Source organism: Paracoccus albus (assembly GCF_027913035.1).
Lineage (GTDB): Bacteria > Pseudomonadota > Alphaproteobacteria > Rhodobacterales > Rhodobacteraceae > Paracoccus > Paracoccus albus.
Genome location: NZ_CP115775.1, coordinates 2609185 through 2634363 on the forward strand (window position 1 = coordinate 2609185; position 25179 = coordinate 2634363).

The 25179-nt window shown below is 63.8% G+C and carries 26 protein-coding genes and 1 pseudogene; 14 read left to right on the forward strand and 13 right to left on the reverse strand.

Annotated elements, in window-relative coordinates:
• Nucleotides 1–11: 11 nt before the first annotated feature.
• From PAF20_RS13170 to PAF20_RS13195, 6 genes are all read left to right on the forward strand, one after another.
• Nucleotides 12–1010 carry an acyl-CoA dehydrogenase family protein gene (locus PAF20_RS13170; RefSeq protein WP_101754692.1) on the forward strand — a complete coding sequence of 333 codons (999 nt, stop codon included), beginning with the start codon at nt 12–14 and terminating at the stop codon, nt 1008–1010.
• The gene (locus tag PAF20_RS13175) at nt 1007–1441 is read left to right on the forward strand and encodes a PaaI family thioesterase (RefSeq protein ID WP_101754691.1); all 435 of its coding nucleotides are present in this window, start codon (nt 1007–1009) and stop codon (nt 1439–1441) included. The genes PAF20_RS13170 and PAF20_RS13175 overlap by 4 nt, the downstream gene beginning before the upstream one ends.
• Entirely contained in the window at nt 1438–2265 is an 828-nt protein-coding gene (locus PAF20_RS13180; RefSeq protein ID WP_271071069.1) for an oxepin-CoA hydrolase, alternative type, read from the forward strand. The genes PAF20_RS13175 and PAF20_RS13180 overlap by 4 nt, the downstream gene beginning before the upstream one ends.
• On the forward strand, nt 2262–3782 hold the full coding sequence (locus PAF20_RS13185; RefSeq protein WP_271071070.1) for a class I adenylate-forming enzyme family protein: 1521 nt from the start codon (nt 2262–2264) through the stop codon (nt 3780–3782). Before PAF20_RS13180 ends, PAF20_RS13185 begins: the two co-directional genes overlap by 4 nt.
• Nucleotides 3779–5434, forward strand: coding sequence for an electron transfer flavoprotein-ubiquinone oxidoreductase (locus PAF20_RS13190; protein WP_271071071.1), 1656 nt, complete (start codon nt 3779–3781; stop codon nt 5432–5434). The genes PAF20_RS13185 and PAF20_RS13190 overlap by 4 nt, the downstream gene beginning before the upstream one ends.
• Before the next feature lie 90 nt (nt 5435–5524).
• A complete protein-coding gene (locus PAF20_RS13195; protein ID WP_252734076.1) occupies nt 5525–6718 on the forward strand; it encodes an acyl-CoA dehydrogenase in 1194 nt (397 codons plus the stop codon).
• A gap of 63 nt (nt 6719–6781) precedes the next feature.
• Here PAF20_RS13195 and PAF20_RS13200 read toward each other — a convergent pair whose 3' ends face one another.
• The 3 genes from PAF20_RS13200 to PAF20_RS13210 all read right to left on the reverse strand — a co-directional run bounded on the left by PAF20_RS13200 (nt 6782) and on the right by PAF20_RS13210 (nt 9470).
• On the reverse strand, nt 6782–7741 hold the full coding sequence (locus PAF20_RS13200; protein ID WP_271071052.1) for an IS110 family RNA-guided transposase: 960 nt from the start codon (nt 7739–7741) through the stop codon (nt 6782–6784).
• 786 nt (nt 7742–8527) lie between these two features.
• Nucleotides 8528–9187: an SOS response-associated peptidase gene (locus PAF20_RS13205; protein WP_353620593.1), complete on the reverse strand. Its 660-nt coding sequence runs from the start codon at nt 9185–9187 to the stop codon at nt 8528–8530.
• Nucleotides 9153–9470, reverse strand: coding sequence for a hypothetical protein (locus PAF20_RS13210; protein WP_271071072.1), 318 nt, complete (start codon nt 9468–9470; stop codon nt 9153–9155). Before PAF20_RS13210 ends, PAF20_RS13205 begins: the two co-directional genes overlap by 35 nt.
• A gap of 119 nt (nt 9471–9589) precedes the next feature.
• Here PAF20_RS13210 and PAF20_RS13215 point away from each other — a divergent pair, with 119 nt between their 5' ends.
• The 3 genes from PAF20_RS13215 to PAF20_RS13225 all read left to right on the forward strand — a co-directional run bounded on the left by PAF20_RS13215 (nt 9590) and on the right by PAF20_RS13225 (nt 11708).
• Nucleotides 9590–9841 (forward strand): CopG family ribbon-helix-helix protein, encoded by a 252-nt coding sequence (locus PAF20_RS13215; protein WP_232816719.1) that lies wholly within the window; start codon nt 9590–9592, stop codon nt 9839–9841.
• Complete coding sequence (locus PAF20_RS13220) at nt 9838–10146, forward strand: type II toxin-antitoxin system RelE/ParE family toxin (protein ID WP_101754684.1); 309 nt, start codon at nt 9838–9840, stop codon at nt 10144–10146. Before PAF20_RS13215 ends, PAF20_RS13220 begins: the two co-directional genes overlap by 4 nt.
• Nucleotides 10147–10367: 221 nt before the next feature.
• Nucleotides 10368–11708 carry a DUF7986 domain-containing protein gene (locus PAF20_RS13225; RefSeq protein WP_101754683.1) on the forward strand — a complete coding sequence of 447 codons (1341 nt, stop codon included), beginning with the start codon at nt 10368–10370 and terminating at the stop codon, nt 11706–11708.
• Between the two features lie 431 nt (nt 11709–12139).
• Here the strand turns inward: PAF20_RS13225 and PAF20_RS13230 are convergent, their stop codons facing one another.
• Together PAF20_RS13230 and PAF20_RS13235 are read right to left on the reverse strand one after the other, a co-directional pair.
• Complete coding sequence (locus PAF20_RS13230) at nt 12140–13159, reverse strand: SMP-30/gluconolactonase/LRE family protein (RefSeq protein ID WP_271071073.1); 1020 nt, start codon at nt 13157–13159, stop codon at nt 12140–12142.
• A gap of 10 nt (nt 13160–13169) precedes the next feature.
• A complete protein-coding gene (locus PAF20_RS13235) occupies nt 13170–13964 on the reverse strand; it encodes an SDR family NAD(P)-dependent oxidoreductase (RefSeq protein ID WP_271071074.1) in 795 nt (264 codons plus the stop codon).
• Nucleotides 13965–14069: 105 nt separating this feature from the next.
• Here PAF20_RS13235 and PAF20_RS13240 point away from each other — a divergent pair, with 105 nt between their 5' ends.
• Together PAF20_RS13240 and PAF20_RS13245 are read left to right on the forward strand one after the other, a co-directional pair.
• Nucleotides 14070–14966 carry a LysR family transcriptional regulator gene (locus PAF20_RS13240; protein WP_271071075.1) on the forward strand — a complete coding sequence of 299 codons (897 nt, stop codon included), beginning with the start codon at nt 14070–14072 and terminating at the stop codon, nt 14964–14966.
• Nucleotides 14967–15380: 414 nt separating this feature from the next.
• Nucleotides 15381–16524, forward strand: a protein-coding gene (locus PAF20_RS13245) for an IS3 family transposase (protein WP_434802922.1) whose coding sequence is annotated in 2 segments (ribosomal slippage) — nt 15381–15671 and nt 15673–16524 — 1143 coding nt in all. Because the reading frame shifts where the segments join, the coding sequence is not laid out codon by codon here.
• A 421-nt stretch (nt 16525–16945) separates the two neighbouring features.
• Here the strand turns inward: PAF20_RS13245 and PAF20_RS13250 are convergent.
• Nucleotides 16946–17974 (reverse strand): IS110 family RNA-guided transposase, encoded by a 1029-nt coding sequence (locus PAF20_RS13250; RefSeq protein ID WP_206563216.1) that lies wholly within the window; start codon nt 17972–17974, stop codon nt 16946–16948.
• 664 nt (nt 17975–18638) lie between these two features.
• On the opposite strand from PAF20_RS13250, the pseudogene PAF20_RS13255 reads away from it, so the two are divergent.
• Nucleotides 18639–20077 (forward strand): annotated as a pseudogene (locus PAF20_RS13255) (IS1182 family transposase).
• A gap of 113 nt (nt 20078–20190) precedes the next feature.
• On the opposite strand, the gene PAF20_RS13260 reads toward PAF20_RS13255, so the two are convergent.
• From PAF20_RS13260 to PAF20_RS13285, 6 genes are all read right to left on the reverse strand, one after another.
• A complete protein-coding gene (locus PAF20_RS13260; protein WP_271071077.1) occupies nt 20191–20670 on the reverse strand; it encodes a DUF2285 domain-containing protein in 480 nt (159 codons plus the stop codon).
• Complete coding sequence (locus PAF20_RS13265; protein WP_271071078.1) at nt 20615–20959, reverse strand: transcriptional regulator domain-containing protein; 345 nt, start codon at nt 20957–20959, stop codon at nt 20615–20617. Before PAF20_RS13265 ends, PAF20_RS13260 begins: the two co-directional genes overlap by 56 nt.
• A gap of 117 nt (nt 20960–21076) precedes the next feature.
• On the reverse strand, nt 21077–21349 hold the full coding sequence (locus PAF20_RS13270) for a DNA -binding domain-containing protein (RefSeq protein ID WP_271071079.1): 273 nt from the start codon (nt 21347–21349) through the stop codon (nt 21077–21079).
• Between the two features lie 77 nt (nt 21350–21426).
• Complete coding sequence (locus PAF20_RS13275) at nt 21427–21684, reverse strand: helix-turn-helix domain-containing protein (RefSeq protein WP_271071080.1); 258 nt, start codon at nt 21682–21684, stop codon at nt 21427–21429.
• A 188-nt stretch (nt 21685–21872) separates the two neighbouring features.
• Entirely contained in the window at nt 21873–22196 is a 324-nt protein-coding gene (locus PAF20_RS13280; protein ID WP_271071081.1) for a DUF736 domain-containing protein, read from the reverse strand.
• A gap of 393 nt (nt 22197–22589) precedes the next feature.
• Nucleotides 22590–23207, reverse strand: a complete 618-nt coding sequence (locus tag PAF20_RS13285; protein ID WP_271071082.1) for a hypothetical protein — start codon at nt 23205–23207, stop codon at nt 22590–22592.
• A 200-nt stretch (nt 23208–23407) separates the two neighbouring features.
• On the opposite strand from PAF20_RS13285, the gene PAF20_RS13290 reads away from it, so the two are divergent.
• Entirely contained in the window at nt 23408–23671 is a 264-nt protein-coding gene (locus tag PAF20_RS13290; protein WP_271071083.1) for a type II toxin-antitoxin system ParD family antitoxin, read from the forward strand.
• A 1-nt stretch (nt 23672) separates the two neighbouring features.
• Nucleotides 23673–23963 (forward strand): type II toxin-antitoxin system RelE/ParE family toxin, encoded by a 291-nt coding sequence (locus PAF20_RS13295; RefSeq protein ID WP_271071084.1) that lies wholly within the window; start codon nt 23673–23675, stop codon nt 23961–23963.
• 21 nt (nt 23964–23984) lie between these two features.
• Here the strand turns inward: PAF20_RS13295 and PAF20_RS13300 are convergent, their stop codons facing one another.
• Complete coding sequence (locus PAF20_RS13300) at nt 23985–24911, reverse strand: DUF2493 domain-containing protein (RefSeq protein ID WP_271071085.1); 927 nt, start codon at nt 24909–24911, stop codon at nt 23985–23987.
• Nucleotides 24912–25179: the final 268 nt, after the last annotated feature.

Below are 25179 nucleotides of genomic sequence, written 5' to 3' on the forward strand. Positions count from 1 at the left end.
AGAAACGCGTCATGGATTTCGGGTTCACCGACGAACAGACCATGCTGGGCGAAAGCCTCGCCCGCACGCTGGAGCGGGGCGGGGACGCCGCCGCCCTGTCCGAACTGGGCGCGGGCCTTGCCCTGATGACCGAAGAGGCGGGCGGCTTTGGCGGCACCGGGCCGGACATCCTGATGGTGTTCCGCACCCTTGGCCGCGCCGCCGCCGTCACACCGCTGCTCGACAGCGTGGTGCTGGGCGCGGGCATCCTGTCCGCCGCGGGCGAGGCCGATCTGGCCGAGGCCGCCGCCAGCGGCGAGGCCCGCATCGCGGTGGCGCTTGACGAACCCGGCCAGCGCTATGACGGCAACGTGTCGACCCTCGCCGAGGGCGAGCGGCTGACCGGCGAGAAATCGCTGGTGCCGGGGGCCGAGGATGCGACCCATCTGATCGTCAAGGCGACCGACGGGCTGTGGCTGGTCGAGGCCGGGGCCGAGGGGCTGGGCCTGCGCGGCTATGCCCTGATGGATGGCGGCCGCGCGACCGAGGTCACGCTGAAGGGCACCCCCGCCCGCCGCATCGGCGACGCCGCGCTGCTGGACCGGCCGCTGGCGGCGGCGATCCTTGCGGTCTGCGCCGACGCGCTGGGGGCGATGGAAAAGGCGGTCGAGTTGACCACCGACTACCTCAAGACCCGCAAGCAGTTCGGCCGGCCGATCGGCTCGTTCCAGGCGCTCCAGCACCGCATGGCCGACCTGCTGACCGAGGTCGAGCAGGCGCGTTCGGCGGTGTGGAACCTGGCCGGGAACATCGACACCGCCGACCGCGACCGTCATGTGGCGGCGACGAAATCGCTGCTGGGCCGGGTCGCGCTGTATGTGGCCGAGGAAACCATCCAGCTACATGGCGGCATCGGCATGACCGAGGAATACGAGCTGGCCCCCCTCGCCCGCCGCCTGCTGGCCGCCGATGCGCGGTTCGGCGACAGCGACCATCACCTCGAACGCTTCATCGCGGCCAGCGCGGCATGAGCGACGGCGGCATCATTCAGGGCGAGACCGGCGCGCAGCGTATGGTCGGCTATGTGCTCGACGTGGGCCAGCCGGACCGCCGCGCCCGCTGCCGGCTGGTCCTGGACGAGCGCCACACCAACCGCCACGGCGTGCTGCATGGCGGAATCGCGGGGATGCTGCTGGACAGCGCGGCGGGCGCCACCGCCAGCCTGACCGTCGATGACAGCGGCCGCCAGCCCTTCCTGACCGTCTCGCTGAACATCGACTTCGTCGGCCCGGCGCGGCATGGCGGCGTCACCGCGACCGGCCGCGTGGTCGGGGGCGGGCGCAGCCTACTGTTCGTCTCGGCCGAGCTGGTCCATGACGACGGCACCCTGATCGCCACCGCCAGCGGGATCTTCAAGCGCGTCCCCGCCGCCGCCCAAAGCCGCCCGAAGGACAGCCCATGACCGCCCCGCAGGCCGACGCCCTGATCGAGGATTGCGGCGATTACCTGCGGGTGACGCTGTCGAACCCCGGCCGCCGCAATGCGCTGGCCCCCGCCATGTATGCCCGCCTGCGCGAGGCGCTGGCGCAGGCCGCGGCGCAGGATCGACTGGGCGCCGTGGTGCTGACCGGGGCCGAGGGTTATTTCTGCGCCGGCGGCGACCTGAACGCGCTGGCCACCCGCGCGGCCATGCCCCGGGATGAACGCCGCGCCCGGATCGAGGATCTGCACGCCACCATCCGCGCCATCCGCGCCTGCCCGCGCCCGGTCATCGCCGCCGTCGAAGGCGGGGCGGCCGGGGCGGGGCTGTCGATTGCGCTGGCCTGCGACCTGCTGGTCGCGGCCGAGGATGCCAGCTTTGCCGCCGCCTATGTCCGCGTCGGGCTGGTGCCCGATGGCGGGCTGACCGCCTCGCTGGCGCGCAGGGTGCCGGCGGGCTTTGCCGCCCGCATGTGCCTGACCGGCGATCCCGTCCCCGCCGCGAGCTTTGCGGCCATGGGCGTGGTGACCGACCTCGTCGCGCCGGGGCAGGCGTTGGCCCATGCCGCCGCCTTGGCCGCGCGCATGGCGCAGGGCCCGGCCACCGCCCAGGGCGCGATCAAAAAGCTTCTCACCGCCGCCCGCGAGGGAGATTTTGACTCTCAACTGGACCGCGAGGCCGAGGCCATGGCCGATGCGCTGGCCGCCCCCGAGGCCGCCGCCGGCCTGACCGCCCGCCTGAACCGCACGACGCCCGATTTCGGCCGCGGCAGCTCTGGCGCCGACAAGAAGGAACCCCGCCCATGACCCTGACCCGCGTTCACGACCTGCTCGACATCCAGCGCTGCACCCGCCCGGACGCGCCCGCGCTGCGCGATGACGGCGGCAGCACCTATAGCTATGCCGAACTGGCCGACGCCGTGGAGGTGCTGGCCACGGAACTGCAGGCGCGCGACCTGCGCCCCGGCGACCGGCTGCTGATCCTGGCCGAAAACTGTGCGGCGCTGGTCGGGCTGCTGATGGCAACGTCGCGCCTTGATGCTGTGGCCGTACCGGTCAACGCCCGCATGACCGAACACGAGCTGCACCGCATCGCGGAACATGCCGACCCGCGCCTGACCGTCTATCTGAACCATGTCTCGCCGCAGGCCGGCACCCATGCCGAGATCGCGGGCGCGGCCGGGTGGGACACGCCGCTTGGCAAGCTGTCGATCGCCGGCCCGCACCCATCCGCCACGCCCGAGCCGGTAGCCGAAGGCGCCGCGCAGACAGCGGTGATCCTTTACACCACCGGCTCGACCGGGACGCCCAAGGGCGTCATGCTCAGCCACGCCAACCTGCTGTTTGGCGGCCAGACCTCGGCCCGGATGCGAGAGATCGCCTCGGACGACCTGATCCTGGGCGTGCTGCCGATGACGCATGTCTTCGGCCTGACCTCGATGATGATCGCCAGCACCGTCGCCGGTGCCGAGCTGTGGCTGTTCCCGCGCTTCTCGGCCCCGGCCGTGGTCGAGGCCCTGCAATCCGGCGTCAGCGTCCTTCCTGCGGTCCCGCAGATGCACGCGCTGATCATGGACGAGGTCAGCAAAAGCGGCAGGGGCCGCCTGCCGCCGGGGCGGCTGCGCTATGTCTCTTCGGGCGCGGCGCCGCTGGACCCCGACTGGAAGCGGCGGGCCGAAGCGTTCTACGGCGTGGCGCTGCAGAACGGCTATGGCCTGACCGAAACGACCGCAGGCGTCACCCTGACCACCAACCCGCACGGCGTGCCCGATGTCAGCGTTGGCCCGGCCCTGCCCGGCGTGGATCTGCGCCTGCGCAATGTCGGCGCCGATGGCGTGGGCGAGATCCAGACCCGCGGCCCGCATGTCATGCCCGGCTATTTCCGCAACCCCGAGGCCACCGCCGCGGCCTTCGATGCCGAGGGCTTTCTGTGCACCGGCGATCTGGGCCGCATCGACAGCGACGGCAATTTGCACATCGCCGGCCGCTCGCGCGAGCTGATCATCCGGGGCGGCTTCAACGTCTATCCCCCCGAGGTCGAGGCCGCGCTGAACGACCACCCCCGCGTGGTCCAGACCGCCGTGATCGGCCGCAAGGTCGAGGGCGGCAACGAGGAGGTCTTGGCCTTCTGCCAGGCCGACGATCCCGCCGTGGTCAGCGAAGCCGACCTGCGCGAGCACGTGGCCGAGCGTCTCTCGCCCTACAAGCGGCCCTCGCGCATCATCGTGACAACGGCGTTGCCGACCTCGCCCAACGGCAAGATCCTCAAGCAGAAGCTGATCGAGACGTTCCGCGATGCGCTCGACACCAAGGAGGAAGGATGAGCACGATCGAACGCGAATCGATGGAATTCGACGTGGTGATCGTCGGGGCGGGGCCTGCGGGCCTGTCGGCGGCGATCCGCCTGAAGCAGATCGACCCGGACCTGAACGTGGTGGTGCTGGAAAAGGGCTCCGAGGTCGGGGCCCATATCCTGTCGGGCGCGGTGCTGGACCCGGTGGGCCTGAATGCCCTGATCCCCGACTGGAAGGACAAGGGCGCGCCGGTGAAGACGGCCGTCACCTCGGACAGCTTCGTGGTGCTGGGGCCGGCGGGCTCGGCGCGCATCCCGAACTGGCCGATGCCGCGGCTGATGTCGAACCACGGCAACTACATCGTCAGCATGGGCAACGTCTGTCGCTGGCTGGCCGAGCAGGCCGAAGGACTGGGCGTGGAAATCTTCCCCGGCATGGCGGCCTCCGAGCTGGTGATGGACGGCGACCGCGTGGCCGGCGTCGTCGCGGGCGAGATGGGCAAGAACCCCGACGGCACCCCTGGCCCGTCCTATGAGCCGGGCATGGAACTGCGCGGCAAATACGTCATGATCGCCGAGGGCGTACGCGGGTCTTTAGCCAAGCAGCTGATCGAGACATACGACCTGTCCGCCGGACACGAGCCGCAGAAGTTCGGCATCGGCATGAAGGAGATCTGGGAGATCGACCCGGCCAAGCACAAGCCGGGCACGGTCGTCCACACCATGGGCTGGCCGCTGGGCAAGAACGCGGGCGGCGGGTCCTTCATCTACCACGCCGAGAACAACCAGGTCTTCATCGGCTTCGTGGTCCACCTGAACTACGAGAACCCGTATCTCTACCCCTACGCCGAGTTCCAGCGCTTCAAGCACCACCCGGCCATCGCGGAGCTGCTGGAAGGCGGCAAGCGCGTGGCCTATGGCGCCCGCGCGATTTCCGAAGGCGGCTGGCAGTCGCTGCCGAAGATGACGGTGCCGGGCGCGCTGCTGCTGGGCTGCTCGGCGGGAATGGTCAACGTTCCCCGCATCAAGGGCAACCACAACGCCATGCTGTCGGGGATCGCGGCGGCGAACGCGGCCGCGGCGGCCATCTCCGCGGGACGCGAGGGCGACGAGCTGGTCGAGTACGAACAGGATGTCCGCACGGGCCTCATCGCCCATGACCTCAAGCGCGTCCGCAACGTCAAGCCCGCCTGGTCGCGCACCGGCATGGTGGGCAGCCTGATGCTGGGCGGCATGGACATGTGGGTCGCCAGCCTCTTCAACCGCAACATCCTGCGCACCTGGAAGCACGGCAAGACCGACGCCGCCGCGACCCGGCCCGCGAAGAACTATCGCCCGATCGACTACCCGAAGCCCGACGGCAAGCTGTCGTTCGACCGGCTGACCAACGTGGCCTTTTCCTTCACCAACCACGAGGAAAGCCAACCCTGCCACCTGAAGCTGAAGGACCCCACGGTCCCGATCCGGGTGAACCTGCCGGAATACGCCGAGCCGGCGCAGCGCTATTGCCCGGCCGGCGTCTACGAGGTGGTCGAGGACAAGTCGGTGCCCGAAGGTGCGCGCTTCGTGATCAACTTCCAGAACTGCGTCCACTGCAAGACCTGCGACATCAAGGACCCGTCGCAGAACATCGTCTGGACCACGCCGCAGGGCGGCGACGGGCCGAACTATCCCAACATGTAAGAAGGCCGGTGCCTCGCGACCCCAAGATAGGCCTGGCATGACCACCGTAATGCTTATTGAACTCGCCTGATGGAGATAGGAGAAACCACCATGAAGATGGACCGCATCGGCAGCTTCCGCTGGGAAGACCCCTTCCTGCTGGAAGACGAACTGACCGAGGAAGAGCGCATGATCCGCGACACCGCGCGGAGCTATGCCCAAGGCCACCTCGCTCCCCGCGTGCGCGAGGCCTTCCGGACCGAGCAGACCGACCGTGCCATCTTCACCGAGATGGGGGAACTGGGCCTGCTGGGCGTCACCATCCCCGAGGAGTTCGGGGGCACCGGTGCGGGCTATGTGAGCTACGGCCTTGTCGCGCGCGAGGTCGAACGGGTGGATTCGGGCTACCGATCCATGATGTCGGTGCAGGCGTCCCTGGTCATGCACCCGATCAACGCCTATGGGTCCGAGGAGCAGCGGCGCAAGTACCTGCCGAAGCTCTGTTCGGGCGAATGGGTGGGCTGCTTCGGCCTGACCGAGCCGGATGCGGGCTCGGACCCCGGCGGCATGAAGACCACCGCGAAAAAGACCCCCGGCGGCTACCGGCTGAACGGGTCCAAGATGTGGATCACCAACAGCCCCATCGCGGATGTCTTCGTCGTCTGGGCCAAGTCCGACGCGCATGGCGGCAAGATCCGTGGCTTCGTGCTGGAAAAAGGCATGAAGGGCCTCTCGGCGCCGAAGATCGAGGGCAAGCTGTCCTTGCGGGCGAGCGTCACCGGCGAGATCGTCATGGACGAGGTCGAGGTGGGCGAGGACGCGCTTTTGCCGAACGCCGAGGGCCTGGGCGGTCCCTTCGGCTGCCTCAACCGGGCGCGCTACGGCATCGCCTGGGGCGCGATGGGCGCGGCCGAGGCCTGCTGGCACGCCGCACGCCAGTATGGGCTGGACCGCAAGCAGTTCGGCAAACCGCTCGCGCAGACGCAGCTCCACCAGCTGAAGCTCGCCAACATGATGACCGAGATCACGCTGGGGCTGAACGCCGCCCTGCGCGTGGGGCGGCTGTTCGAGGCCGGGAAGATGCAGCCCGAGATGATCTCCCTGATCAAGCGCAACAACTGCGGCAAGGCGCTGGAGATCGCCCGCGTGGCCCGCGACATGCACGGCGGCAACGGCATCTCGGACGAATACCCGGTGATGCGCCATATGGTGAACTTGGAAACCGTCAATACCTACGAAGGCACCCACGACGTCCACGCCCTGATCCTCGGCCGTGCCCAGACCGGCCTGCAGGCGTTCTTCTGAGGAGATGCAGCCATGAAGCTTCTTGTGCCGGTCAAGCGCGTGATTGACTAGCAACTGTATCTTTCAGGGGTGTCTGTGCTCCCATTCCCGTCGGCTTTTGCACAGAGCATTGGCGATGATGACGAGCTTGCGCGCGACGGCCGTGACGATGACCTTGTGTGGTTTCCCGGCTTTACGGAGCCGATCAGCGAACGCTTTGAGTGTCGGGTTATGATGCGAGGCAACCAGCGCTGCCTGGAACATGACATGTCGTAGGGCGCGTCTACCACCGGCGATTGCGCGCTTGCCACGCAACGTTCCGCTGTCCTGCGCCACTGGTGCCAAACCGGTCAGGGCCGCAGCTTCTTCGCCGGTGAGAGCGCCGAGTTCGGGAAGTTCGGCGATCAGCGTTGAGCTGGCGACTGGTCCGATGCCGGGAACGGAACGAAGGATCCGCGCGGTGTCCGCGAGATGCCTGTAGCGCCCCAAAAGCTCTGAAATTCTGCTTTCCAACTCGGTGATCGCAACATCCAACCTCTCCTTCAACTCCACATCGATATCCTCGAACAGCTCTGCCGTTCCCGATTTCTGATGCGCCCGGATCTGCGCCAGAAGCCGCTTTCGCATCTCGACCACCTGTACCCGTCTGGTGGTCAAGGCCCTGAGAAGACGTAGATGTTCGGCGGGAAGTGTTCGTCCTGCCTCGGGTCTGAAGACCAAGAAGCGCGCTATGAGTTCGGCATCGATCCTGTCGGTCTTTGCTCGGGTTCCAAGGCTGCGCGCGAAGGCCTTGACCTGGGCCGGCGGCACTTGGCGGGCCTCGACGCCTGCATCCTGAAGATAGGACCAGAGCCGCCATTCCTGCCCACCCGTCGCTTCGAAACAGACGACGGCTCTCTGGTCGTGAGCGAGATCGGACACCGCGACATGGCCATTATCGGTATTGGGGATGCGATGACGCTGACCGTCCGGAAGGCAGTGAATATCGAGCCAGTCTCGGCTCACATCTATCCCGATGATCCGACCGTGTGTTACCTTCTCCATGCTCTCCTCCTTCTGATACGCGGTCCCACGAGGGCCGCTGGCAACTGTTCGAGACAATGAAGGAGAGGCGGTGCCGACAGGCTAAGAAGCGTGGCCATGCCACAAGGGTCAGACGTCGCGCACCACCCCGTCACGGGTCCTGGCCGGGACACGTGACGGGGTCACGCTAGCAGATCTACGATACAGAAGGGTCAGGACTCGTTCTCGTTTCATAGCCAGAACATGACGGTTGCTGCGAGGGCGACGGCGGATAGGAATACCTTCGGGCAGGAGGGGGACCCGCGCAAGGTTGTCGGTAGGGGCGAAGGGGAGGGGGATCACCCGGCCTGCACGACGACGCGAGGCGGAGGAAGGCCGGGGAAACCCCTTCGCCCCGTCAAGCCGACGGCCTTGCGTGGGGGAACCGGCGGTTCCCTGACGGACGCACGGAACGTGCGGCCCGGGAAAGCGGGGGCGTTCGGCTCTGTCCGAATCCCCCCGCAGGACATGGCCCGCCGAGACGGGCCTCAAAGGATCTTCTTCGGTCCAGTTGAAGCCGCCTGACTGGTCAGGTTGCCCACAGGCTGCTGCGCTCGATCCCTGGCGTCTCGCTTGCAGCCTGCTTCGGCCCGTGCGGCGCTGCCGTCCCAGGCTGGACAACCTGCCTGGGATCGACCGTTGGGCCATGATCTCAGCGGTAATGCCGGTGATCGCGTCATGCGGGCGCCTCCCGCCAGGGCCGAGATGGACGGAGCAGGGCGACGAGGACCGACAAAGTCGACATTCGCCTGACTTTAGACAGTGCCCTTACTGGGCGTCATCGATGAGTTTCAACGCGCCATCGGGCAGCGGACGCTGCAATTCTTTCGCGTCAGTGCCATTGAGCCAGGCCGACCATGCATCAGGCTCCATCAAAATCACGGGCATAGCCTTTGGATGCACCGCCTTCACTTCGGCGTTCGGCCCGCAGGTCAGGAAGGCATAGAGGTCGTCGGTCGTTTCGCCATCCCTCACCTTGCGAACCGATTTCCAGCCCCGCGTCTCGATGCCCGCGAAAAACATCTGCGCGCCAGCATCTGCGGGCGCAAACCACTGATTGCCTTTTCCCTTGCCGAGCGGCTCTGCGAAGGCCGTCACCGGCACCAGACAACGGCACTCTTTGCCCAACCACCGCCGCCAATGTGGGCTGGACAGGTTGCGCACATTTGTCACGCCTGGATCTCGCTCGGTCTTTAGGGCAAATTTAGGTGAGGGCATTCCCCAGCGAGCTTTGACCAATTCCAGGCCATCCTCGTTATGCCGAACTATCGCGCCCAGCTGGTCGGGATAGACCTGGCCGGGCTGAAGATTGCCGGCCCGATCAGCCAGCCCGCTGAACAGTTTGCGCATGGCCTCCTGGGCGGTGGTGTTGGAGTATAAATTGCACAATTTCTCACGCCTTTTCGTCGCGCCAGATCCAGCGAACAACCTGCTTGACGGGACGGCGGACCGTCAAGCCGTCCTGTAACTCGGTCGCAGACGGCACAATCCAGTGAATATCCATCCATTCGCGGCGGCGGCATTTCGAGCAAATGAATGGCGGCACTAGCAGATCATGATCCGGGCCAAGAACCTTGATGAGATCATGAGCCCAATAACGGCAGGCACGCCCGCAGCCGGTGCAGGTCACGAGCGCCAGCCGCCCCGAATGCTCGATGTGCCGCAAGGTGCGGTTTCGGAACTTGTTGGCAGATGGATGACCCGCTGGCATGTCCGGAACATACAGAGAACATCCGCTCCGCAGCAAGCGTTTCCGACCCTGATCAGCGCATGACTGGAAATCTACATTGGCAAGGCGTATGATTACATACGATTACATTGGAGCACACCATGCCGCAGCGCGCCGAAACAGAACCCATGACCGTCCGCACAGCCAGGGTCTCGGAGATCGATGCCTTGGCCGCCGCGATGGATCGTTCTCGCAACTATGTGGTCAATCAGGCGATCGATCAGTTTCTCGAAGCCAACGCTTGGCAAATGGAACGGATCGCGGCCGGGGTGGCCGCAGCGCGCGAGGGTAACGTCAGTTCTGCCGACGACGTCTTTGGCGCCATTGCCACCAAGCATGGCTGGCAGGCTTGAAGACACTTCTCATTGCCGAGCCGGCCGGGCGAGACCTTGAAGCCATCGTGGATTATATCGCGCGGGAAAACCCGGCTGCGGCCGAGAATGTGTACAGGCAGATTGCCCGAACAGCCGCGAAGCTTCCGGAGTTTCCCGCACTCGGCCGTCCGGGGCGCTTTTCCGGGACGCGGGAAATGAATGTGGCAGGGTCACCCTATCTCATTGTCTACGAGGTCAACGTCGAGGCAGTCACAATTCTGGCCGTCTTTCACACCTCCCGCAATCTCGCAGCGGCCCTTCGCGATCGTATGGAAGGCAGCTAAGCAGGACGAAGCTGCGGTCTGCATTTTTGCCGTAGGGCGGGCTGAAGCCCGCCCTACAGGCGATGTCAGAAAAGGGCACTCGTTTCGCGCTGTGACGCGGCATTTTCTTATATGCCTACCCACGTCGGAACAGCGGCACAGGCGGCTGAGCAGCTTTAACCGGCATCTTGCTTACCGTGGTGAATAGCAAGATGTTGTTGTGGGAACACGGGTGAGAGGCGATGGCCGAACGCAATGACATATCGGGTCTTTTGGCCTTCATTGGCAGGGAAGGCGACTGGCGGGAACGGCTGCAGGATGTGGTCGCGGAACACCTGATACCCGCGCTGGAAGAATTCGAGCTCGACCAGGAAGGCCTGGCCGACCTCCTGGGCGAGCAGTGGACGGGCGTGCTTTGGGGGTGCGGGTTCGAGGACTTCCTTGGCCAGCGCTATGAGGACGGAAACATCGTCGATCTCTACCTGAAGCGGCGCGGCTGGAAGGAGACGGCGCTGAACCGGGCCTATTTTGCGGCGCTGCGGGATGCGCCGGTCAGCTTGTATGAAGTCAGTAATGTCCAGCCCGGCACGTCGATGACGCTACGCGATCTGTTGTCGGATGCTGCCCCGGTCACAGTGAAGGAGATATCCGCTACACGCACACTGAAGCAATGGGACCGGATTGCCGTGCGCGTGGTGCCCGAGCGAGATCACCACGTTATCTCCGGGGCGTTGTTGCCCTTTCGGGCCGAGACAGTGGATTTCCTGATTTCGGGGCTGCGCGATGCTCTGAAGCTGAAGAAGCGAGATGCACTGCGGCTCACCCGCGATCAGCTTCTGACCTGCGCACCCATCTTTACCACCGCATGGCTATTTATCGAGATCGATCGCGCCCTCACCCCGGCGCAACCGCAGTTCACGAATTCGGACGGGGATGATGTGTTGTTCCACGACCTGCGGTACCTGTTTGCCAGCGGCGTCACGCAAAGGGCGGTGGCAGAGCGGCTGGACCGGGTGAAGGGTTTCCTGCCGCAGGGACCGAAGCTCTGGAGCTGGCTGGCGGAGCGGAAGGGGCGCGGCGGCAAGGCTGGCTATGGCATCATGCTGGACACGCAGATGGAGGGGGTCACCGTTCTGGGCTCCATGGAACTGAAGGGCAAGGCGCTGCTCGTGACCGTCAACTCGACCGAGCGGGCGGACAAGGTCCGGAAGTTGATCCGCGACGCCGCCGGGGACCTGTTAAGATCGCATTTGACCACGATCCGGACGGTTGATCAGATGCGGGCCGACCAACAGCGTGACAGGCCGAGTGAGGAGGTCGAGGAAATTCCACCAGACATCGCGCGCCAACTGATGCGGGATCACATGGACAAGCATTACCGCGAAACGCTGGACGCGCCAATCCCGGCGCTTGGAAGCAAATCACCGCGGCAGGCCGTCCACACGGCAGCGGGGCGCGAGAAGGTGATCGATTGGTTGAAGCTGCTGGAAAACCATAGCGCCAGGCATGATGAGGGTCCGATTACCGAATACGACTTCAGCTGGATGTGGGCCGAGCTCGGATTGGAAGAGCACCGGATGTAGCTTTGGGCAGGGCCTTTGCCCGACATCAGCGGCCCAATGCGGACGTTGTTAGCCATCAGACGATGCAGTGCCGCTTCCCGTGACCAGACCGTGATGCGAGGTGCAGCGAAGTTGCCCTGCAGCCGTTGCTAGGTGAGACGAAGTAGGCGAGCGAAGCTTGCGATCGTTGTATTGCAGCTCTGACGGCGTGCGTGGTCGTGGCGCTTCCGTGACGAACCTGGCCCATAATGCTTCCTTCCATTCCTGAGAAAGGATCGTACCATCAAACCGTGGGATCAAACACCTAGGTCATGCACCCAAGGCAGAGACGGGAAACCTTCAGCCCGCTATTGCCCAGACGGACATAGTTCATTCTTCACCTCCTTGCGACGGTCCGCTTCGACGCGACCGGCTGCACTGTGATTTCGGCATTTCCATTCGGCCAATCCCGCTCACTCGAAGCGGACCTTGACGATACTGAACTCGGTCGTTCGGTCGGCATTGGCAGGATCGGCGAAGATCCGAGGGAAGCGGGAATTGACCACCCAGACCTCGCCGTCTCTCGGCGTCGCCGTGGTCGGCCCATCCAGATCGTCGGGAATGGCGACCGCCTCGATCTGCGCGCTTGTCCAGGCGTCGGCCGAAGCCAGAAGCGTCACATCGCCCGCCATGCTGCCATCATCCGCAGGAAAGGACTGGACGGCGACCAGCTCCGTGGAGCTTTTCAGCAATAGCCCGTCAGGCCCCTTCAGCGGCTGCGGAAGCCTCACCTCTTCCAACGCTTCCGGATCGTTCAGCGGCACCTTCCACAGCAATCCTCTGGAATAATCGGACGCAATCAAAAACCCGTCAGGATGATAGACGATGCCATTCAGATAGGGCTTGGTACCGACAGCTTCAGTGGGATCGGCGGGCATCAGGCGCTCGGACCGGACCAATACGGAAACCGCCTTGGTGGCGTGATCGACCTTGTAAATTTGCGGCTGGAAACTGTCGGTGACGTAGATATTCCCGTCCCGGTCGATCGTCAGGTCGTTGGCAAGGATCGGCCCGCTGGTCAGCGACGAGAAATCATGGACATGCCGCACCGCGCCGGTGTCGAGATCGAACTCGACAACCTGGGCGACCCGCGTCCGGGTGCCGTCCGACGACTTGCTGGAGATCCCGACATCTTCGTTGCAGATGAGGACGCGATTACGTTCCGCATCGACAACGATTCCCAACGTCGTGATCAGCCTGGGATCGTCGGAGAACGTCGTATATTGGCCGCTTGGAGAGACAAGGCCGATCTGCCCGCCGCGAAGAGAGGAGACGAAAAACGCGCCGGCGTCCGCGTTCCATGCGATGCCCTCGGGATAGCCTCCTTGCGGGCCGGGTGAAAACGGGATCGTCAAAGCGTCTTGCGCCTGCGCAACCCCCGCAAGGATCAGCGGAACAAGAACGAGGCAGGCTTTCAGTGAACTGGTGCGCATGGTTTTTCCCTCAGCGAAGCCCGGCGATGGTGTAGCCGCCATCGACGAGGATGTTCTGGCCGGTGACGAAGCGGGCCTCGTCGGACGACAGCCAGACGGCGACATCGCCGACGTCATCGGGCTGACCTGCCCGTTTGGCCGGCGTGTGCTCGACGAAGGGAATGAAAGCCGAATCTTCGGTCCAGCCACTGCGCGCCATCGGCGTGTCGATGATGCCCGGATTGATGTTGTTGATGCGGATGCCCTGCGGGCCGTACTCGAGCGCCACCGCCCGGATCATCGCGTCGAGTGCGCCCTTTCTGGCGGAATAGCTGGACGAGCCGGCAAGCGCACCCTTGGCGAGCCAGGACGAGGTGTTGACGATGGACCCGCCGCCGCCCTGCTTGAGGAAGGCTTCGGCCTCATACTTGATCGAGAGCCACACGCCCCGAAGGTTGGTGGCGATCACCGCATCGAAATCGGCGCTCGTCTGCTCGGCGATGGGGGCGAAGTTGCCAAGGATACCGGCATTGTTGAAAGCCGTATCCAGCCTGCCGTAGCGCTCAACGGTCGTGTCGATCAGGCGGCGCACGTCGTCTTCGTTGGACACGTCCGCTGACACGGCCAATGCTTCGCCACCGGCGTTGATGATTTCCTGAGCTACAGTCTCGATCTCGGCAATGCGGCGTCCGGCGACCACCACCTTTGCGCCGTCGCGGGCGTAGGCGAGCGCCGCGGCGCGACCGATGCCGGTCCCGCCGCCGGTGACGAGCGCGGCCCGGCCACGGAGACGAGGCGCTGGAGTTTGAGAAATGGGTTCGGACATGAAGGACCTCGCGAGCGTTGGCGTTGAACCACGAGCGTAAGCGACTTCATTGTTCGGAATAATCCGCCTTGTATCGTATGCGGTGTTGGGTAAAATTCAACAATCATGAAAACTGGTGATCTTGGAGAACTGGCCGCTTTCGTGGCGATTGCCGAGGAGGGCGGCTTCCGGCGGGCCGCCGCGCGCCTCAACCTGACGGCTTCGACGCTCTCCCATTCCCTACGCTCGCTTGAACAGAAGCTCGGCGTTCGACTGGTCAACCGAACGACCCGGACGGTTTCCCTGACCGAAGCCGGCCATGCGCTGCTAGCCCAGATCGGCCCGGCCTTCGCCAGCATCGAAACGGCGGTCGAGACGATGAACGATTTTCGCGACCATCCTGCCGGGACGATCAGGCTCAGCGTGCCGCGCACAATCGTCGCCCGCGTTCTGACCCCGAAATTCCGCGCCTTCGCCGATCTGTATTCCGACGTCACCCTGGAGATCGCGGCGGAGAACGGTTTCGTCGATATCGTCAAGCAGGGGTTCGATGCCGGCATACGGCTGGGTGAAAGCCTCGACCGCGACATGGTTGCCGTGCGCGTGACCCCCGACCTGCGAACGGCGGTCGTTGCCTCCCCGGAATATCTTTCGCGTTTCTCACCGCCCGAGACACCCCGCGATCTGCATCGGCACCGCTGTATCGGTTGGCGTCAGACCGGGAGCGGCGCGCTCTATCGCTGGGAGTTCGAGAAAGACGGGCGGGCGCTCAATGTCGCGGTGAACGGGCCGCTCGTCCTGGACGATCCGGATCTGATGCTGGGCGCAGCGCTCGAAGGCGTCGGGCTTGCCTATGCCACCGAGCAGTATATGGGCGGCCATCTCGCTTCTGGACGGCTGATCCGGGTACTGGAGGATTGGTGCCCGTCCTATCCGGGCTTCTTTCTCTATTATCCAAGCCGTCGGCAGTCGCCAGCAGCGTTGCGCGCATTGGTCGACGTGCTGCGCATACCCTCAGCGTGAACCCTCGCCGTCGCTTTCGCTCTCGTCCTTGCCATGCTGAGGAGTCTTCGGAAAGCTGGATTGTCGTTGCTCGGCGACCAGACGGCGGAGAAGGGGAGTATCTCCCCGACGATGGGGCGGTAGGTGATGCCGGGAAGCCAGGCCACCGTCATCGCCTCGCTCACCAGCGTCAGGCCCCGGCCGATCGCCACCAGCGGCAGCAGGTTGTCGCGGCCGACGGACTGCACCTGGATCTCCGGGTGCCGGCCGAGCGTCGCCAGCGCCCGCACCAGATGATCGTGGATCTCCTGACACAGCCGTTCTCGGCGCGGCCGAGCGCGCCGATGGCAGCCACTGAGCTACTCCCTGAAAATCGGACAGTGACGTAAGCTACGATCTGCCATCTGCTGGTCTTCAAGAACGAGGAGACCAGAGATGTCGAAGCGCAGGAACCATGATGCGGGCTTCAAGGCCCGTGTGGCGCTCGAGGCCGTGAAAGGCGAGCGCACCGTGTCGGAACTGGCCTCGGAACATGGCGTGCATCCGACGATGATCAACCAGTGGAAGCGCGCCCTTCTCGAGGGGGCGCCTGACATCTTCGAGCGTGGCAGCAAGAAGAAGGCCGAGGTCGACGAAGAGACGGTGCGGTCGCTGCATGCCAAGATCGGAGAGCTGGCCGTTGCCAACGATTTTTGTCACGAACGCTCAAGCCCTGGACCGGCAAGTGAGGCGCGGGATGATCGAACGCCATCACCCCCAGCTGTCGGTCGGGGCGCAATGCCGCCTGCTGTCGATCTCGCGGTCGTCGTTCTACTACGCGCCGCGGGGCGAGAGCGTGGTGAACCTCGCGCTGATGCGGCTGATCGACCGGCAGTTCCTGGAAACCCCGTTCTATGGTGTTCGGCAGATGACCTGGCACCTGCAGAACGAGGGCCATCCTGTGAACCAGAAGCGCATCCGGCGGCTGATGCGGCTCATGTGCCTGATGTCGATCTACCAGAAGCCCAACACCAGCAAGCCCGCGAAGGGGCACAAGACCTATCCCTACCTGCTGGGCGGGCTGCGGGTCGATCGGCCCAACCAGGTCTGGTGCGCCGACATCACCTACCTGCCGATGCGACGAGGCTTCCTCTACCTGGTTGCCATCATGGACTGTTTCACCCGCAAGGTGCTGGCCTGGCGCATCTCGAACACACTTGAGGCCGACTTCTGCGTCGAGGCGCTGAACGAGGCGGACCACCGCTTCGGCCCGCCCGAGATCATGAACACCGACCAGGGCTCGCAGTTCACGTCCTTCGCCTGGACGGACCGGCTGAAGCGGATCGGCACGCGGATATCGATGGACGGGAAAGGGCGCTGCCTCGACAACATCTTCATCGAACGCTTCTGGCGGTCGCTGAAGTATGAATGCGTCTACCTGCATGCATGGGAAACCGGCTCGCAGGCCAAGGCCGGCGTTGGCCGATGGATCACCTTCTACAATCACCAGCGGCCCCATGCAGCCCATGGCGGACAGCCGCCCGCCGTGGTCTACTTCAACCAGATCGAAACCGACCAGCAGGGGCAGAGAGTAGCTTAAATCATTCCCTAAACTGTCCAACCGATGGGGAGTAGCTCACAAGCTCAAGAATGCCCGTCGCGTCGCCACCCGCTACGACAAGACCGCCGAAAGCTTCCTGGGCTTCATCGACATCACGTCGATCCGCTTATGGCTCCGCCATTTGTCATGTATGGATGCCCCCTTTCGTGCAAGTGGTATTTGAACAGCTCAGGCGCGTGATCGGATGCGGTCATGTATCAGGCCTCATGGTGCGGCTCGAACGTGGCCGCAGGCCGTTATGGCGATGCGCGGGTCAGAGGCAAATCAACAGAGCGAGCTCTTCGGCTCCACGACAAATGCTGCTTTCTCCAACCCGGATCTTGTCGATCCTTTGCCCTTACTGTTCAGTGACCTCCTCACACGCCCGACGTACCGAGGCGCGATGGCAAGCTTTGCTCTGTCATGCCATCGTCGCCGCCGGGTTCCGGTAATCTTCCTGTTTAGTCATCATGGCCCAGAGACCTCGCGCCATTTTGTTCGCCAAGGCGACAGCGGCAACCATGCGTGGCTTGCGCCCACGCAAGCGAACAAGCCATCCATGTTTTGAGCTGCCATAGCGCTCGACCGCCTGCAGCACAGCCATTGCGCCGGAGATCAGGAGCCTTCGGATGTCCCGCTGTCCCATCTTCGAGGTTTTGCCCAGGCGTGGTTTGCCTCCTGTCGAATGCTGGCGGGGCACGAGCCCCAACCACGCGGCAAAGTCCCTACCGCGCCGAAAGCTGGTCAGATCAGGTGCAAATGTTTCAATCGCCAATGCCGTGATCGGCCCGACCCCGGGCATGGTTTGAGCACGACGCGTCGATGCTGCTTCCTTCGTAGCTTGGCCCATCTTGCGGTCGAGTTCCGCAATGCGTTCACTCAACCCTTCGATCGCGTTCAGATACATCTGGCCGAGGTCTCGGACCGTGGCGGGCAAGCGCGTGTTCACGTCGCCGATGGCGTCCGCAAGCTTCTTGAGCTGGGCAACTCCTCGCGCAGCGACCAGGCCATGTTCGGCAAGATGCCCGCGAAGGGCGTTGATCATTTGAGTGCGCTGGCCGACAAACATCTGCCGCGTTCGAAACAGCATCGCGCGGGCTTGCTGGTCTTCGGTCTTCAAAGCCACAAAGCGCATTGTCGGACGCACCGCAGCTTCCACGATCGCCTCGGCATCTGCGCAATCGTTCTTCTGGCGTTTGACGAATGGCTTCACGTAGACCGGCGGGATCAGGCGCACTTCATGTCCAAGCTTCTCGAAGGCGCGGCCCCAGCCATGCGCCGTCGCACACGCCTCCATGGCGACAACGCACCGCGGTACCTGAGACATGAACGCAAGCAGCTGGCCACGCGAAAGCCTTTTGCGAAATACGACGGACCCGTCGTGACCGGCACCGTGCAGGTGGAAAATGCGCTTTGCCAGATCGATCCCGATAATCGTAACCTCGGACATGGATGCTCCCTCCTTCTGTGATGGCTTCAACACGCATCACATTGGCACATTGCGATGCCGTCAGGTGGGGGCATCCACGCCATCAACATGACCTAACCTGCGTAGAGGCTCCATCCTGTTGATTTGAGAGGTTTCGAGCGTGCGCCCAATTGCGGAGACGCAAAGCGCGCTCGACTTTCCGCTTTATGATGCATGAACTACGCCCCACCGGTGGAACCGTGTTCATAACGAGAGCCTACCGGTATGTGACCTGCTCGCAATATGCGCGACGACTGTCTGTCAGGTTATCGTCCGGCGCGATCATCCACAGGAGGGGGCACTGCCAATGTCGTGAACGTCCGCTTCCCCGTTATGCCGTAAATGCTATGCCACGCTTGCATCAGGCCGCTCTCCGCCCTTCGCGTCGGGTCAGGCGCCTGTAAGGCTGCGCTGAGGCCGAATGGCTGCTTTCGCGTCTTGAGGCCGCCAGTTCGCTGCGCTGCCGCAAGTCCGCTCTCCGCCGTTCGCGTCGGGTCAGGCGTCCGTGAGGCTGCGCCGAGGCCGAATGGCCGCTTTCGCGTTGTGAGGCCGCTAGTTCGCTGCACTGCCGAAAGGCCGCTCTCCGCCCAGGCTGTGTAAAAACCCCTGAATCTGCTATACTTCCTTATGTTTCGGGGGGATTGGCATGGTGGGTTTCATTGAGGGCGTGAACCGGGATCAGACGGTGCTTTTTCCTGAATGTCTGGGGGATTTGATCAGCGAGGATCATCTTGTCCGCGTCGTTGATCTCTTTGTCGATGACCTCGACCTCGCTGCCCTTGGCTTCCATCGTCATGCCGCTGCCCGGACCGGGCGACCTGGCTATCATCCGGGGGTGCTGCTGAAGCTTTTCATCTATGCCTATCTGAACCGGTTTCCGTCCAGCCGCCGGCTGGAACGCGAAACGGGGCGCAATGTCGAGCTGATGTGGCTGACCGGGCGGCTGGTACCCGATCACAAGACCATCGCCGACTTCCGGCGTGAGAACGGACCCGCCATTCGGCGGACCTGCGCCGAGTTCGTGGAACTCTGCCGCCGGATCGGGGTGCTGAAAGGCGATATCGTCGCGGTTGATGGCAGCAAGTTCAAGGCGGTCAATAATCGCGACCGGAACTTCACCAAAGCCAAGATCGCCAGCCGTCTGGCACATCTCAAGAAGGAAGTCGGGCGTTATATAGAAGAAGCCGAGCGGGCGGACCGGCAGGAAACCGGCGATGCACGCGCGGAGAAGATCGCGCATTTGACCAGGCGTTATCACCGGGTTCGGCGGGAAATGGACCGCATGATCACATTACGCCGGGAACTGGAATCAGCGCCGGACGGGCAGATATCGCTGACCGACCCGGACGCCCGCGCCATGGCGACACGCGCGCAACACAGCGGGCATGTTGGTTATAACGCGCAAAGCGTGGTCGATGCCGAGACCCATCTGATCGTGGCACATGAGGTTATCAACCAGGGCCATGATCGGGATCAGCTTACCCCGATGGCAAACGCCGCGAAGACCGCTCTCAAGCGCGACGATCTGCAGATCCTTGCTGACAAGGGCTATTTCAGTGGTGGCGAAATCCTTGCCTGCCACGAGCAGGGCATCACGGCAACGGTGCCGCGACCGGACACCTCGGGAAGCCGGGCGCATGGGCGTTATGTCAAGGCGGACTTCGCCTATGATCCCGGTGCCGATGTCTATCGCTGCCCGGCCGGAGAGGAACTGATTTACCATTCGACCCTCGAACAGCAGGGCCTGCAGATGCGCCGCTACTGTACCACCACCTGTCCGGACTGTCCGCTTCGAAGCCGCTGTACGACGAATGTGGTGCGCCGGATCAGTCGATGGGAGCACGAGCATCTGGTCGAGGCGGCGGATGCCCGCAGGCGCGATACCTCGGCCCCGATGATGATCCGCCGCTCGACCGTCGAGCATCCGTTCGGGACGATCAAGGCCTGGATGGGTCATACCCATTTCCTGACGCGACGCCTGCCGAACGTCCGCACGGAATGGCGCTGAATGTCCTTGCCTACAACATCAAACGGATGGTTTCCCTTATCGGCATCCGGGGCCTGATGGCGGCGATACGGGCCTGAACGGCCACGGCATGGTCAGATCTGGCAGCCATGGTAATCAGTGACTTTCGTCTGCCCCCAAGAACCGTAAGTGTTTGCCAGAAATGAGAGTTTATACACAGTCTCCGCCCGTTTCACCTCTTCCGCCGATGCCGCAGCAGGCGACGATAACCACCCGTAACCAGAGCCTTGGCGTCTCTGAGCAATCCGATGACGGCATAGCGTGTCGAGTGAACCTGCCATTCATCACGGCTTAGATCACCTGTTCGGAATATACCGCGCGCTATTTCCTTCTGTGTCGCCCCGGATTGTCGCGCATCATAGGCCTGCAACATGCGTTGGATACGGAGGCGCTGTTGTGGCGTCAGCCGCGTATCGGGAGGAATCGCGCGCCGGTGCAGCGATGCCAGCAATCTGTGGACGGCTTCCAATCGGTCGAAGCCTTCCAATCCAAGCGGCACCACGGCAGCAGGAGTCTCAATTCCTGACGATGTCTCGGCATGAAACAGGCAGAGGTGCCCACCTCCGTCGATCATCAGGAATTTTGCCGGTTCACCATCATCTGCCCCGAGAATGGCCTCGTCGGGCGACTGTGCCCCTTCTGATTTCAGCACGTCCGGCGCCTCGACCAGCACAACGCCGCCGGTATCGACCTCTGGCTCCCAGAAGACCAGCGCGCCCGGAGGTGCCAGGGACGGATCGAGCGGGAAATCGCAGCCCCCAGCGGTCGCGCATTTGCGCGAGCGTGGGGGCTCCTTCTTCCTGCGCCTCGTTCAGCGCTCTGTAATCCGCCGCATAGTCGTCATTGCGGCGCAGCCATTCCCATGCCAGATCAGATGCCGTCAGGTCTTCGACATGATCGTAACCTGCTGAGGATCGCCAGCCGGAGGGATCGTGGGGCATGGTCTACCTCGCTTTCAGCGCATGCCGTGATAATGCCAGCTAACATTCATGCGAAAGCCGAAGTTCGGAACCCCATTGTTTCGCAGAGGGTGATGCCGCAGCGGCATCACCGGCCGCTCAGCGCCGACTGTCGCGAAGCAATTCGCGATAGCCTTGTTTGCTGAGCCAGCGGGCACGTGCGAGATGGCTGTCATGAATACTGCGGCAGCGATCCGGTTCCGACCCTGGATCGAGGCCGAACAGGACCTCGACCACCTCGCGCCAGTCCGCGCCATCGCGATGGGCGTCGAGCAGGCGCAGATAGAGCGCCATATGCGCGCGATCATAAGGTGTCAGTGACTCGCCGGTCGGCGGCTCATCCTGAAACGGCTCAACTGCTTCAGGCGTCATGCCGACACTCTGGAATTTTTTGGAACGAACAATATAAGCGCCCGGACAATCGACACCGGAAACCATCTTCAGTGCGTCTAACCGCGTCGGGTTTTCTCATCAGCCAAGCCATGAAGCAACAACACCCCCTGCCCCTTGTCAGTCGATAGCAGAACGACCCCGGCGGTCTCCAGCGCCCGGCGCACCTGATCGCGCGTGCTTTCATAGACCTCGATCCCGCTTTCGGATTCGAGGCGCTTGAGCGCGGTCAGAGATACCCGGGCCTCATCCGCGAGCCTCTCCTGCGTCCATCCCAGAAGCGCCCGCGCGGCCTCTGATTGTCGGGCGGTGATCATGATCACCGCCCATCCGGCCCGGCGCATGCACCAGAACTACGACTATAATCGTCGCTCTGGCAAGGATGCCAATCAAAAATGGCGCTGGCGGGTCAATCGGATGCAGGTCGGCGACCGGCGTCGACGCATCCGATTCGGTTGCGGGCATGGCAAAGGCCCCGACCTTCCGGCCGGGGCCCCTCGCGCTGTCAGTCGCCGCGGCGGCTGTTCGGACGGGACCAGATCAGCGAGAAGCCCTCCCCGTCTTCGCCGTCGAAGAGGTTGGCATAGATCGGGGCGGTGAAGCTCGGATCGTCGAGCTTGAGGCCCAGATAGTCGCGGCCCTCGTTCGAGCGCTTGGACCAGGCGGCGCCGATTTCGGCGCGGCCGACCAGAACCCGGTGGCTGGGGGCGTTCTCGCCGGTGGCGCGGGTATCGGGGATGATGCGTACGCCCTTGGCCTGAACGCTGAGGGTGACGATCTCGCCGGTGAACTCGTTGCCGGTCTTCTTGAAGGTGCCGATGGTAGCCATTTTCAGTCTCCGTTTTTTCCGTTTCCGAGCCCGCACCATTGCGGCCTCGATGGCGATCGACCGGCCGGAGGCGATGGCTGGCGCACCCCGGAACGGGGCTGGACAGCAGAGGCGGAAGTTTCTTGTCCGCGCGAGGAATGGGCGCAGCCTAGGGGAAGAAAGTTGCGCCGCCGCTGTTGCGCCAAAGCCGTCGAAGCGCATGCGCTGTCCTTCGGCCAGATCAGGCCATTGAAGAGGCCGTTTGGAGCGGTCGAGACACGGGGGCTTTAACGGAGGCGATGGCGACCAGACGGCGCGTCAGGCTAGACCGAACGGGTAATTCCGGCGTATCTGTCACCCGCCTGTTCAGGCCCTGCGCATCCGTCCTTCCCGGCCCGCTCAGGGCAAAATGCCCTAACCGGGTTCAGAGTCGGCCCGCGCGTCACATCGCCGACTGTCCTGCGCTTTGACCGGGGCCGTGTCCGGGCCTCTACCTGATCCGAAACCAACACGCCGATATCGCCCGGAACCTTGTGACGGGGACGGCTGATTTTCTGCCAGCTTCTGACCCGCCAACAAGGGCCTGCGGCATAAACCACGCGCGGGGATTCCGTCCGCAGGGTCGGTGGCCGCCATGCCCGCAATGCGCAGAAAGGCGGTGACTCCGACAGCGACCGCACCGATCACCGCGAAGATGATCTGCCAGGTCTCGGAGGGCATCGTCTGCCGGATGATCCCAAGCGTGGCGTAGAAACCGGCCATGCCTGCCGGAGCGACAAAGGCCAGCGCAATCAGCAGCCGCGCCCAGACCGGACGGACCAGAATCAGCAAGGCCTGACCGGCCGCCAGCGTCAGGCCCGCACCGAGAAGCCCGGTGACAATAGCGCCCAGCCAGCCCGCACCCGTGCCATAGGCCCAGATACCCACGTTGACGCCAAGAAAGACCGGCAGCGCAACGACGGCGAGGTTGAACAGCAGCCAGCAAAGGGTCCCGATGGCTGTGATGGAGATGAGGATTCCGAAAATGATCATGGTGGTGTCACCGTGCAAGGAATGGAACAAGCGCGCCTTCCACCACCACCACAGGCGCGGGTTTCAGGATAACAGCCCCCGCGCTTTTGAGCGAGAGGGTGGAATGTTTGTTGGCGGCGAATCAGATATTGGTGATTGGACTCGACATTCAGAGCATCAGAAGTATGCTTATGTATGACGCGCCGCGAAGGAGATATGTCATGGCTTCAGCCGAGCGAATGACCATCACAATGCCCTCGGATATGGCCGAGGCCCTGCGCCAGACCGTGGCCGGTGGTGAATATGCCTCGACCAGCGAAGTTGTCCGCGAGGCCCTGCGCGAGTGGACGCGCAACCGCGATACCGAGCGCCGCGAGCTTGAGGCCCTGCGGGACGCGATCAAGGCCGGGTTGAACAGCGGTCCGGGCATTCCGGCCGATGAGGTCTTCGCCGAGTTGCGGGCGCGTTACGCTGACAAGTCCTGACGTGGTAAAGCTGGTTATCCTGCCCGCCGCGCAGGCGGACCTGATCGACATTGGCGACTTCATCGCGCTCGACAATCCGCCCCGCGCCGCGTCCTTCGTGGCCGAGATCGAGGCGAAGATCATGGAGATAGGCGAGCGCCCCGGCAGCTTCCAGAAGCGCGACGACCTGCACAAGGGGCTGCGCCACGCGCGCCATGGACGCTATCTGATCTTTTTCGTTGAGGACGGTGATGAGGTGCAAATCGTGCGCGTGCTCCAGGGCGCACGAGATTTGCCGGGATTGCTGCGATAGTCTGCAGAATTGGGGCGGCGCTCACGCGCCGCCCTTTGCCAGCCGATACACCGGGATGCCCATCTTGCGGGCTTTGTCGGCCAGGTTTTCCTGAATGCCGGTGCCGGGGAAGAGGATGACCCCGATCGGCAGCACATTCAGCATCGCATCGTTGCGCCGGAAGGGTGCCGCCTTGGCATGTTTCGTCCAATCGGGCTTGAAGGCGACCTGCGGCACTTTGCGGTTATCGGCCCAGGTGGCGGCGATACGCTCGGCACCTTTCGGCGATCCGCCATGCAGCAGCACCATATCCGGGTGCTTGGCATGAACCTGATCGAGCTTGGCCCAGATTGCGCGGTGATCGGTGGTGTCGCCGCCCGAGAAGGCAATCTTCGGCCCGGCGGGCAGCAGCACTTCATTGTCTGCCCGGCGTTTGGCGGCGAGGAAATCGCGGCTGTCGATCATGGCCGAGGTCATCTGGCGATGGTTGACCCGTGAGCCGGAGCGCGGCGACCAGGGCGTGCCGGTGGTACGCAGATAGATGTCGGCGGCGGTGTCGCGGAAGACCTCCATACTATCACGGCGGGTAATCAGACTCTGGCCGATGTCGATCAGGATTTCCAATTGCACGGATTTGACCTCGCTGCCATCCTGTTCGCGCTGAAGGCGCTTCTGGGCCTGCTCGTTATCGTCGAGTTTGCGCTCGATCCGGTCTGCGGCGCGGTGGAAGGTATTGACGGTGGACCACATGATCTCGTCGAGATCGGCATCCAGGCTGGTATCGGCCATGGTGGCGATGAGTGCATCGAAGATATCGGCGACGGCGGTCTGGATGGTATGATCCTCGGGCGTGGTCCGGGGATCGGCTTCGCCCTCTGCGGGGTGGTAGCCATAGAGTTCGAGGGCGTCGGTGACATGGCCGGTCGAGGATGTGCTGTGATCGGGTTCGAAATTGTCATGGGCATACATGGGATGTGTCCTTCGGCTGGACCGCGACCGTCGCGGCCTTCATGGCGACGACACGCCCACGGGCGATCCGGCCGGGCAGCCCGAGCCCTTGGCGAGAGCCTTGATGGCAAAGCCCGGCTGATTTGCTTCGCGCTGTAAAGGCGGGCCTGCCCGCCGACGGAAATCAGTCGGGCGCCGCCATTGCCGGGCCGGAGCGCTTGTGGGCCGCTCGCCCCCTGAGAAGGCCAAGGCGCGGTCCCCTGCCGCTGGGGGTAATCACCTGTCGCAT

Coding starts and splice junctions, on each gene's coding strand:
- PAF20_RS13170 (WP_101754692.1), top strand. CDS start 12: ATGGATTTCGGGTTCACCGACGAACAGACCATGCTGGGCGAAAGCCTC.
- PAF20_RS13285 (WP_271071082.1), bottom strand. CDS start 23,207: ATGATCATTTTCGGAATCCTCATCTCCATCACAGCCATCGGGACCCTT.
- PAF20_RS13195 (WP_252734076.1), top strand. CDS start 5,525: ATGAAGATGGACCGCATCGGCAGCTTCCGCTGGGAAGACCCCTTCCTG.
- PAF20_RS13250 (WP_206563216.1), bottom strand. CDS start 17,974: ATGTCCGAGGTTACGATTATCGGGATCGATCTGGCAAAGCGCATTTTC.
- PAF20_RS13270 (WP_271071079.1), bottom strand. CDS start 21,349: ATGACGCCTGAAGCAGTTGAGCCGTTTCAGGATGAGCCGCCGACCGGC.
- PAF20_RS13240 (WP_271071075.1), top strand. CDS start 14,070: ATGAAAACTGGTGATCTTGGAGAACTGGCCGCTTTCGTGGCGATTGCC.
- PAF20_RS13190 (WP_271071071.1), top strand. CDS start 3,779: ATGAGCACGATCGAACGCGAATCGATGGAATTCGACGTGGTGATCGTC.
- PAF20_RS13300 (WP_271071085.1), bottom strand. CDS start 24,911: ATGTATGCCCATGACAATTTCGAACCCGATCACAGCACATCCTCGACC.
- PAF20_RS13265 (WP_271071078.1), bottom strand. CDS start 20,959: ATGCCCCACGATCCCTCCGGCTGGCGATCCTCAGCAGGTTACGATCAT.
- PAF20_RS13290 (WP_271071083.1), top strand. CDS start 23,408: ATGGCTTCAGCCGAGCGAATGACCATCACAATGCCCTCGGATATGGCC.
- PAF20_RS13215 (WP_232816719.1), top strand. CDS start 9,590: ATGCCGCAGCGCGCCGAAACAGAACCCATGACCGTCCGCACAGCCAGG.
- PAF20_RS13200 (WP_271071052.1), bottom strand. CDS start 7,741: ATGGAGAAGGTAACACACGGTCGGATCATCGGGATAGATGTGAGCCGA.
- PAF20_RS13280 (WP_271071081.1), bottom strand. CDS start 22,196: ATGGCTACCATCGGCACCTTCAAGAAGACCGGCAACGAGTTCACCGGC.
- PAF20_RS13225 (WP_101754683.1), top strand. CDS start 10,368: ATGGCCGAACGCAATGACATATCGGGTCTTTTGGCCTTCATTGGCAGG.
- PAF20_RS13275 (WP_271071080.1), bottom strand. CDS start 21,684: ATGATCACCGCCCGACAATCAGAGGCCGCGCGGGCGCTTCTGGGATGG.
- PAF20_RS13185 (WP_271071070.1), top strand. CDS start 2,262: ATGACCCTGACCCGCGTTCACGACCTGCTCGACATCCAGCGCTGCACC.
- PAF20_RS13210 (WP_271071072.1), bottom strand. CDS start 9,470: ATGCCAGCGGGTCATCCATCTGCCAACAAGTTCCGAAACCGCACCTTG.
- PAF20_RS13230 (WP_271071073.1), bottom strand. CDS start 13,159: ATGCGCACCAGTTCACTGAAAGCCTGCCTCGTTCTTGTTCCGCTGATC.
- PAF20_RS13235 (WP_271071074.1), bottom strand. CDS start 13,964: ATGTCCGAACCCATTTCTCAAACTCCAGCGCCTCGTCTCCGTGGCCGG.
- PAF20_RS13180 (WP_271071069.1), top strand. CDS start 1,438: ATGACCGCCCCGCAGGCCGACGCCCTGATCGAGGATTGCGGCGATTAC.
- PAF20_RS13175 (WP_101754691.1), top strand. CDS start 1,007: ATGAGCGACGGCGGCATCATTCAGGGCGAGACCGGCGCGCAGCGTATG.